Annotated in this window: 10 protein-coding genes and 2 tRNA genes; 7 read left to right on the forward strand and 5 right to left on the reverse strand. The window is 66.7% G+C overall.

Annotated elements, in window-relative coordinates:
* Nucleotides 1-6: 6 nt before the first annotated feature.
* Nucleotides 7-1464, reverse strand: a complete 1458-nt coding sequence (locus tag WFK61_RS24010; protein WP_336814578.1) for a cryptochrome/photolyase family protein — start codon at nucleotides 1462-1464, stop codon at nucleotides 7-9.
* Nucleotides 1465-1835: 371 nt separating this feature from the next.
* Here WFK61_RS24010 and WFK61_RS24015 point away from each other — a divergent pair, with 371 nt between their 5' ends.
* Both WFK61_RS24015 and WFK61_RS24020 read left to right on the forward strand, forming a co-directional pair.
* A complete protein-coding gene (locus tag WFK61_RS24015; protein ID WP_336814579.1) occupies nucleotides 1836-2102 on the forward strand; it encodes a hypothetical protein in 267 nt (88 codons plus the stop codon).
* 80 nt (nucleotides 2103-2182) lie between these two features.
* Nucleotides 2183-2326: a hypothetical protein gene (locus WFK61_RS24020; RefSeq protein ID WP_336814580.1), complete on the forward strand. Its 144-nt coding sequence runs from the start codon at nucleotides 2183-2185 to the stop codon at nucleotides 2324-2326.
* 201 nt (nucleotides 2327-2527) lie between these two features.
* Here the strand turns inward: WFK61_RS24020 and WFK61_RS24025 are convergent, their stop codons facing one another.
* Entirely contained in the window at nucleotides 2528-3361 is an 834-nt protein-coding gene (locus WFK61_RS24025) for an outer membrane protein (protein ID WP_336814581.1), read from the reverse strand.
* 271 nt (nucleotides 3362-3632) lie between these two features.
* A tRNA-Cys gene (locus tag WFK61_RS24030) sits at nucleotides 3633-3706 on the reverse strand.
* Between the two features lie 168 nt (nucleotides 3707-3874).
* Here WFK61_RS24030 and WFK61_RS24035 point away from each other — a divergent pair.
* From WFK61_RS24035 to WFK61_RS24050, 4 genes are all read left to right on the forward strand, one after another.
* Nucleotides 3875-3949: transfer RNA gene (locus tag WFK61_RS24035), tRNA-Asn, on the forward strand.
* A gap of 194 nt (nucleotides 3950-4143) precedes the next feature.
* The gene (locus WFK61_RS24040) at nucleotides 4144-4785 is read left to right on the forward strand and encodes a protein-L-isoaspartate O-methyltransferase family protein (protein ID WP_336814582.1); all 642 of its coding nucleotides are present in this window, start codon (nucleotides 4144-4146) and stop codon (nucleotides 4783-4785) included.
* A gap of 159 nt (nucleotides 4786-4944) precedes the next feature.
* Nucleotides 4945-6360, forward strand: coding sequence for a TolC family outer membrane protein (locus WFK61_RS24045; protein ID WP_336814583.1), 1416 nt, complete (start codon nucleotides 4945-4947; stop codon nucleotides 6358-6360).
* A 258-nt stretch (nucleotides 6361-6618) separates the two neighbouring features.
* A complete protein-coding gene (locus WFK61_RS24050; protein WP_336814584.1) occupies nucleotides 6619-7215 on the forward strand; it encodes a PopZ family protein in 597 nt (198 codons plus the stop codon).
* A 36-nt stretch (nucleotides 7216-7251) separates the two neighbouring features.
* Here WFK61_RS24050 and WFK61_RS24055 read toward each other — a convergent pair whose 3' ends face one another.
* Together WFK61_RS24055 and WFK61_RS24060 are read right to left on the reverse strand one after the other, a co-directional pair.
* On the reverse strand, nucleotides 7252-7482 hold the full coding sequence (locus tag WFK61_RS24055) for a hypothetical protein (RefSeq protein WP_336814585.1): 231 nt from the start codon (nucleotides 7480-7482) through the stop codon (nucleotides 7252-7254).
* Between the two features lie 25 nt (nucleotides 7483-7507).
* Nucleotides 7508-7993, reverse strand: a complete 486-nt coding sequence (locus tag WFK61_RS24060; RefSeq protein WP_336814586.1) for a pyridoxamine 5'-phosphate oxidase family protein — start codon at nucleotides 7991-7993, stop codon at nucleotides 7508-7510.
* Nucleotides 7994-8183: 190 nt separating this feature from the next.
* Between WFK61_RS24060 and dps the strand changes: the two genes are divergently transcribed.
* A complete protein-coding gene (gene dps / locus WFK61_RS24065) occupies nucleotides 8184-8735 on the forward strand; it encodes a DNA starvation/stationary phase protection protein Dps (protein ID WP_336814587.1) in 552 nt (183 codons plus the stop codon).
* The last annotated feature ends 212 nt before the right edge of the window (nucleotides 8736-8947 follow it).

Raw genomic sequence — 8947 nt, forward strand, 5'->3', positions numbered from 1 at the left:
GCCGCCTCAATTGCTGCGGATCGTGGCGAAGGCATCGAGCGCCCGCTGGCGTCCGAAGGCGAGATCGACAAGCGGGGCAGGGTAGGTCTCGCCGATTCGAACGCCCGCCTCGCGCAGCGCTTTTTCGGCCGCCTTCCAGGGCTGATGGATATCCTTGTCGGAAAGCCCTGCCAGTTCCGGCACCCATCGGCGGACGTAGGCGCCCCCGGGATCGTGCGTTTCACCCTGCGTCACCGGGTTGAAGATGCGGAAATAGGGCGAGGCATCGGCGCCCGAGCCCGCGACCCATTGCCAGCTCGCGGCATTATTGGCGGCATCGGCATCGACCAGCGTGTCCCAGAACCACGCTTCGCCGGCCCGCCAGTCCTGCAGCAGATGCTTGATCAGGAAGGAGGCGACGACCATCCGCACGCGGTTATGCATCCAGCCGGTGGTCCAGAGCTCGCGCATGCCGGCATCGACGAGCGGGATCCCGGTCTGCCCCCGTTGCCAGCGGCGCACCGCCTTGTCGTCGGGCTGCCAGGGAAAGGCGTCGAAGTGCGAATCGTAGTTGCGGGTCGCCAGCTCGGGATTGTGGAAGAGCAGGTGGTGGGAAAACTCGCGCCAGCCGATCTCGGAGAGGAATTTCTCGGCGTCGCGCTTCGATCCGGCGGCCTCGCCGGCCGCGCGTGCGTGATGCAGCGCATGCCAGATCTGGCGGGGGCCAATCTCACCGAAATGCAGATGCGGCGAGAGCCGCGACGTTGCGGCCCGGTCCGGGCGGTCGCGGTCCTCGGCATAGCCGGCAAGGCCGCTGCCGATGAAATCATCGAGCCGCTCTCCGGCACCGGCTTCTCCCGGGGTCCATTCCGCCCGCATGCTAGCGGCCCAGTCGGGCTTTGTCGGCTCCAGCGCAAGCTCATCCCGCGACACCGTCAGGGCTTCGAGCGAAGCGGGCAGGGGCAGTGCCTGGATTCGCGAGGCAGCGGGAATCGGAGCCTCCGGCTCGCCTTTCTGACGGGCGGCGCGCCAGTAAGGCGTGAAGACCTTCATCGGCTGCCCGGTCGTGGTGGTGACCTGCCACGGCTCGTTCAGGAGATGGCTGTTGAAGCTGCGGACGGTGATGCCGCGCCCGGAAAGGTCTTCCTTGAGCGTGCGGTCGAGCGCGATCTCAGACGCCTCGTAACGCCTACTCCAGGTGACCAGCCCGATATCGGCCTCGGCCACGATGCGCGGCAGCAATAGAGCGGGGTCGCCCTGCATCAGCACGAGCCGACCGCCCTTCGCCGCCAGCGCCTCGCCGAGCGCCGCGAGCGAGCGCGACAGCCACCAGCGCGAAGCGCCTCCGAGCGGACGACGGTCTGACCCCGTATCGAGGATATAGAGGCACAGCACCCGGCCCGCCTCGGCCGCTGCGGCCAGCGCCGGGTTATCGGCCAGCCTCAGGTCGTTTCGGAACCAATGGAGGGTGCGGTCAGTCATCATGCCTCGTCCGGCTGGCGATATCGCATCGGGCGCGATCCGACATCAACGCGGCTTGTGCCGGTTCGGAAGCTGACGAGAGAAAAGAATCTTTGACGACGCAGGCCGAGGCGGTGCATCGACGTTCGGCGCGGTCTGCCGGGCGACGTTGTCGCCGGGCTCAGATTTCCAGCGGCAGATGCAGGAAGTCGGCGATCACCCAGGACAGGCCTGCGGTGCCGGCCATAAGGACCGCTACCAGGATTGCTTCGACCATGACGCCACTCCGCCCCAACAGGCAGGTGTCACTAACTAAAATTTTAACGATTTGTAAACGAAATCCTTAAGGCGAATCACAGCCTGAACGATGGCTTCGGATGGACGGCTGTTGGACGATGGACGCATTGCAGGAAGCCGGTCTCGACCTCGAGCTCGGAGAAATGGGCCGGAGGCTGGACCGATTGTTCACGGCCCGCCAACCCCTCGCGGCAGGCCGACTCAAGCCGGGCGCTTTCGAGCTGTCGGCAACGGAGGCGGGCGCCGGGCGCCTGCATGTCGTGCTGGATGCCGACCTGCCGGAGGCTGTCGGCCGGACGATCCTGAACCTCGCGATCAAGCATGGAGCGCGGCCGGGCCGGGGCGGGGGCTCGCAGAAGGTCTGAACACGCGCCTGCGGGCATCGTAACGACAGGCCTGCGGTTCGCCATGGGGAACCGGGAAGCGGCTCGGGCGTCCCTTCTTCATGGGCAATCCGAAAAAACCGCCACTGGATTTCTGGCTCTGGCTCGCCGTGATCGGCCTGACCGTGATCGTCGCGGTGTCGTCGATGACGTTTCCCGAGCGGGTTGCGCCGGATTCGTTTCAATCCCGCTCCGAGACGCGCTGAGAATCGCCAAAAAGAGAGAGCCCCACCGGCCGTGCCGATGGGGCTCATCTGGGCCTCCAGCCCTCGCCCGGCCGGCCGTCGCCGCCGGGCACCACTCGAAAATTCGCAGATTGAACACCAGAGGGCGCGATTGGTTCCACAAGCGAGGGCAGGGCGCGCTGCGCTGGAACCGCGGTGCATGTCCGGCGCCCGCCTGACGCCCTAGAGCTGGCGCCCCTGGCCGAAGCTGTAGCGCAAGCCGACCATGACCGAATGATTGGAGTAGTCCGATCTCGCTCGGGATGTGCCCGTCGCTACGGTGGCTCCGACGACGCCGGCGGCGGTGATCGCACCTTGCACGATCGAGCCCCTCACGCCCCGCGAGGTCGTTCCGAAATAGCGATAATCCGCGGTCAGGGACAATCCTGGAATGGACGGGATCGGGTAGGAGAGGCCGACGATGCCCTGCCAGGCGAAGCCGCTGCTGTCGTCGTCGAGCCGAACCGTCTGGTAGCCGGTGGTGCCGTCGCGGGCTCGCACCGCGACATTGTTGTAGTTCAGCCGGGCGTAGCCGATGCCGCCGCCGACCGTGAGGTGAACGGGCCAGCCCATGGTTGCGCCGATATCGTAGAGCAGGTTCACCATCGCGCTATCGCTCGTGATCGATCCGCTGCGGATGTCATGAGTGACCGGGAAACCGTAAGTCGTGACGAACGAGTCGACCTTGTTCGTGCGGTGTCCGTATTCGGCCTCGATCCGCAGGCCGTTGCCGAACGCCCAGCCGACACTCGCGACGCCGCTGAAGCCGGCATCGGTCGACAGGTGAAAGGAGTTCGGCGGAACAAGCGTGCCGGTCGACGGTCCCTGAACAGAGTCGGGCGTCTGTCCGAAAGACGGGTTCCAGCCGAATCCGGCGCTTCCGGCGACATAAAGCCCCGACGTCGTGAAGATCGGCGGGGCGGCGGCCGGTGCGCGTGAAGCCAGATCGGCTGCCGTGGCGGCCGGCCCGATGACGAAAAGCGCGGCCCCGGCCGCGAATGCAGCAAACGCCCTCATCGAATCCCCCCGGATCGTGCTTGCCCTCAAGGCATCTACGGCCTTACGGCGCGCGGCGGCAAGAGAACCGATCGTAGCTGGTACAGAGTGTTCAGGCAGGCAGTGCCTCGCGCCCGCTGCCGTGCTGCAAAGGCGCAGACTGGCTCATGCCGGCATAAACCTGAGGCGGCTTGCGCCGAGGCGTAAACGCGTCCGTCTCTCCGACTGAGCCGGAAGCAAATCAAGATTGTTCAGGGGAAAAACGCCAGGATGTCGGCGCCGATAATTCTGTTGGAGGCCTCGCCCGGAATCGAACCGGGGTGCAAGGATTTGCAGTCCTCTGCGTAACCACTCCGCCACGAGGCCTTCCCGCGGAAACGGCCGGGCCGCTTCAGCGAGAGCGCACTAACCACAAGCCGCGCGCCGCCGCAACCCGGCATCGCAACTTCCACAGGCATGACGACAAATCTGCTTGGTCGGCTCGCAAGGGGCTTGCACTATCCGGATCGCACGGCTAAGACGCCGCCACGTTGTTCCCGGATAGCTCAGCGGTAGAGCAATCGACTGTTAATCGATTGGTCGCAGGTTCGAATCCTGCTCCGGGAGCCAGCTTTCCCCCTCACATCGACAGGCCGTTTTAACCGTCGCCGGTTTATACCTGCGATCAGGCGGCGCTTGCCTTTTGCGCGAGCGTCGAACAGAAAGCTGCCGAAGAACGGCGCGATGGCTGCACCGGTTCGCGGCGGCTTTCAAAGCGCCGGCCGCCTCTTGCAGCACCGGCGCCGTGGACGGAGAGTTCGGGCATGGACGATTTTACCTCGCTGCGCCGCAATATGGTCGATTGCCAGCTGCGCACCTATGACATCACCGACCGGGCCGCGCTGGCAGCTGCGGATTCGGTTCCGCGCGAGGCTTTCGTTCCCGAGAACCTGTCCCATCTCGCCTATCTCGACCAGTCGATCCCGCTGCCGGGCACCGGCCGGGCGCTGATGACCCCGATGGTCGCGGTGCGGATGATCCAGCTTCTCGACCCGCAGCCGGGCGAGACCGTTCTCGAATATGCCGGCGGTTCCGGCTATGGCGCCGCGCTGATGGCGGATATGGGCGCCAAGGCAACGCTCTGGGAGCCGGATGACGCGGCGCGCGCACTGGCCGAATCGGCTTTGGGGCGTGCCGGCGCCAAAGGCGTCGCCATCACGGCCACGCAGCCGGCGGCAGCCAGCTTCGATGCGATCCTCGTCAGCGGCTCCTGCGAGATCGCGCCCGAATCGTTGTTCCCGCTGCTGCGGGCGGAAGGCCGGCTCGTCGTGGTCGAGGGGCTGGGCCGCGCCGCGCGAGTGAAGCTCTATATGAAGTCGAGCGACGTCGTCTCCGGACGACCGGTCTTCGACGCGGCAGCGCCGGTGCTGTCGGAGTTCCGCCGCCCCGCGGCCTTCGTTTTCTGATGCCTGCAAGTGTCGCATTTTTGCGGCACTGCACGAGTGAAACCCATTCCGGTGCCGCCTATGCGTTGGCGAGAGGTGCCGGAGCGGGTATGAAATGTAACTCTGCCGAGGCTGGGGCGATGCCTGGGCGCGACTTTCAGTGCGCACATGAGGCGTCCAGTGCATAAACGCTACGACAAGATTTCCGGACTTGCTCTCTCCGCAGCCTTCGCCCTGGCGTTGGCCGGGGGCTGGGCGGGGACGGTTTCGGCCCAGACCATGGATGCCGCGCTCGCGCGGGCCTATTCCGCCAATCCGACGCTCAATGCGCAGCGCGCCTCGGTCCGCGCGACCGACGAGAACGTGCCGCAGGCCAAGGCGGGCTACCGGCCCAGGATCACGGCTTCGGCCGATATCGGCGCCAGCATCACCGAATCGGGCATTCCGGCCTTCGCCAGCAACTCGCCGGTTCACACCAACACGGTATCGCGGCTTGCCCCGCGCGGCGCCGGCGTGCAGGTCGACCAGAACATCTTCGATTCCGGCAAGACCCGCAGCGCCGTGAGCCAGTCCGAATCGCAGGTGCTCGGTGCCCGCGCCACCTTGCGCAACACCGAGCAGAACGTGCTGCTCGACGCCGCGACGTCCTATATGAACGTGCTGCGCGACACCGCGATCCTCAATCTCAACCGCAACAACGTCGAGGTTCTCGAGGAGCAGCTGCGCCAGACCCGCGACCGCTTTCAGGTCGGCGAGGTGACGCGCACCGACGTGGCGCAGGCGGAAGCCCGCCTGTCCTCGGCCCGCTCCCAGGCGATTCTCGCCGAATCGAACCTGAAGACCTCGGTCGCCCGCTTCCGCCAGAATGTCGGCACCGAGCCGCGCTCGCTGGCGCCCGGTCGTCCGGTCGAGGGCCTGCTGCCGAAGTCGCTGCCGACCGCGCTGGAGCAGGCGCTGACGGGCCATCCGGCGATCATCGCCTCGCTCCACGGCGTCGATGCGGCCGAGCTTCAGGTCAAGGTCACCGAGGCCGATCTTTACCCGGTCGTGGGCGTGCGCGGCGTCGTCCAGCAGCGCTATGACAGCCAGTTCTCCGGCGACAATCGCCTCTCGGCCAGCCTTGTCGGCACGCTGACCATCCCGATCTACGAGGGCGGCCAGATCTATGCCCGCACGCGCCAGGCCAAGGAAACGGCCGGCCAGCGCCGGATCGAGGTCGATACCCAGCGTGACACCGTGCGCGCCGCCGTCGTCTCCGCCTGGGGCGGTCTCGAAGCGGCCAAGGCCCAGATCATCGCCGCCCAGGCGCAGGTCGAAGCCGCCTCCACCGCGCTCTCCGGCGTTCGTGAGGAGGCCAAGGTCGGCCAGCGCACCACGCTCGACGTCCTGAATGCCCAGCAGGAACTGGTGAGCGCCCGTTCGAGCCTCGTCGTCGCGCAGCGCGACCGCGTCGTCGCCTCTTATGCGGTGCTCTCCGCCGTCGGCAAGCTCTCAGCCCAGTCCCTCAAGCTCAAGGCGCAGATCTACGACGCCCGCGAGCATTACGAGCAGGTCCAGGGCAAGCTCTGGGGCACCCAGACGCCGGACGGCCGCTAGTCCAGTCGGCGCGCCGGGCGCCGCATTTGACCTCCGCGCCCGACCGGGGCGCGGAACTCCGCTGGATGCATGCGCCACCGCCGCGACGCCTTGCAAAACCCGGATGACGCCGTTCCGTCCGATGCCGCCGGGCAACAGGGCGGATTTCTCCTGTGGGAGAACGGCTTGGCGCCTTGTCTGACATCAACGCCGTGGAATACTGCGCTCTTGGAGCGGCGTTGATTCCATCGGCGCGCCCGGTGTCCAACGGTCAGACTCATGAGCGCGCAAGCCAAGCCCAGCGAACCGTCGATGGAGGAGATCCTCGCCTCCATCCGCCGGATCATTTCGGACGATGAGAAGCCGGCCGAGGAGGCCGCGGCCCCGGCTGCGGAGCCCGAGCCGGAACCTGCTCCCGCCGCCGCGATCGACGACGACGTGCTCGATCTCGGGGCAGAGGCTGCTCTGGTTGCCGCGCCTGCGCCCCCGCCGGCCGCCTTTCCCGATGATTCCGATATCGCTTTCGCCGATGAGGAGCCCGTCACGGCCCTTCCGCCGGAGCCGCCTGCCGCTCCGGTCGAGCCGCCGCCGGTATTGGTCCAGCCTGCGCCGCCGCAACCCGAGCCGCAGGTCGCGTTCGCCCCGATGCCGGACATGGCGAGCCTTTTGTCGGATCAGGCGAGTTCCGTCGTCACCAATGCCTTCGGCCAGCTGGCCTCCACCGTGCTGAGCAACAACGCGCGGACGCTGGAGGATCTGGTCAAGGACATGCTGAAGCCGATGCTCAAGACCTGGCTCGACGACAACCTGCCGACCATGGTCGAACGGCTCGTCCGCGCCGAGATCGAGCGCGTCGCGCGCGGCGGCCGCAGCTAAGGCGGTCACCCGCGTTCCTGCGGTACGTTCGCGCTGTTACCGCGCGTTGCCGGCGCGGCGGCGCCGCGTTCGTGGCTGGGTGCGCTCGAAGGCGCCCGCTTCCTTGAGGCGCATCAGGCCATAGCCCGCCATCGCGAAAGCCGTCGCCGGGGCGCCGAGCCGCGAGACCAGCATGGTCAGGCCGACGGCGATCGGGCGGGGATAGCGGCCGGATGCCGCCTCGACTGCAAACCAGGCCCCGAGGGCGTGGACAAAAAGCTTCATCATCGCGTCCTGCTCTGGCTTCGGGGTTTCAGAGGCGCACCTTGCGGTTCTCGCCGAGATCGGGCTTGGCGCCCGTCAGCGCTGCCGCGGCCATCTTCACGCTGGTGACGATCTTGCCGGGGCTGTCCCAGAATTCCGCCATGCTCGGCCGGACGCGGAGCACGCGGATGTTCGGGTCGTTCTCGTCGTCCCAGAAGGCGCGGTTGCTGGCATCCCAGAGGTCGTGCACGCGGCGCCGGTCGTCGAGGACGGTCGCCGTGCCCGTCACCGAAAGGTAGCGCTGGCTGCCGGTATCGGCGAAGGCGACGCAGACATTGTCGTTGATCTGGATCTCGTCGTCCTTGTGATGGCGGCGATCGGTCAGGAAATAGATCGCGTCCTCCGCGCGCTCGCCATGGGCATGCATCGGCCGGGCGCGCAACTCATCGCCCTGGCCGTCATGGGTCACGAGCATCGCGAACTTGATGGAATCGATGAGGTCCCAGACGCGGGTCTGGTCGCTGTGGTGAGGCATGTCGCTCTCCCTGCTGATGTTGTGGGCTGATGTTGGTCCAACGGGGAGGGGCGCGGCTGGTTCCGTCGCGAAGCCGGCGCGGCCCCGCCGGAACCCCGCCCTCGCTCATGCGTATCAGGAGAGATGCGCCGGGCCCCTCCGGCGCCGGCAGCGATGCTGCTCCCGATCCGTCCCGATCCGAGGATTCGCCATGGCCAAGACAGCCGTCAGGACCGCCACGAAGGCCGCGCCACGCAGCGCACCGAAAAACTCGACCACGGCCAAGGTGGTCAAATCCAGCCGGGTCGACCTGGCCTCGAACACCAAGACCAAGGTCATCGGCCTGCTGAACGAGCGCCTTGCCGACGGAATCGACCTCTCGCTCGTCACCAAGCAGGCGCATTGGAACCTGAAGGGGCCGGGCTTCATCGGGATCCACCTGATGCTCGACGGCTTCCGTAGCGAACTCGACACGCATGTCGACACTGTCGCGGAGCGGATCGCCCAGCTCGGCGGTATCGCCTTCGGCACCACGCAGACGACCGCTCAGGCGACGTCACTGAAGCCCTATCCGACCGAGATCGTTGCTGTTCAGGACCATCTCGCGGCATTGATCGAGCGCTATGCCGAGATGGCGAACACGGTGCGCGAGGCGATCGACGCCTGCGATGAGGCTGGCGATGCCGATACCGCCGATATCCTGACCGCCTATTCCCGCATGCTCGACAAGTCGCTCTGGTTCCTGCAGTCGAACCTCGGCTGACGGTCCGTTTGGGTTGCTGTCGCTTGTCATTCCGGGGCGCGCCGGAGGCGCGAACCCGGAACCCACGACTGGGTGAGGCAGTCGATGTCGCGTTGGAAGCGGCTCGCCCCGTCGTGGGTTCCGGGTTCTTCGCTTTGCGAAGCCCCGGAATTGTCTGTTTGAGTTTTGGTATTGTTGTGTGGTTCCGCGGAAGCGGTATGCCTGGTCCGGCT

The organism is Allobosea sp. MMO-172, assembly GCF_037147855.1.
Lineage (GTDB): Bacteria > Pseudomonadota > Alphaproteobacteria > Rhizobiales > Beijerinckiaceae > Allobosea.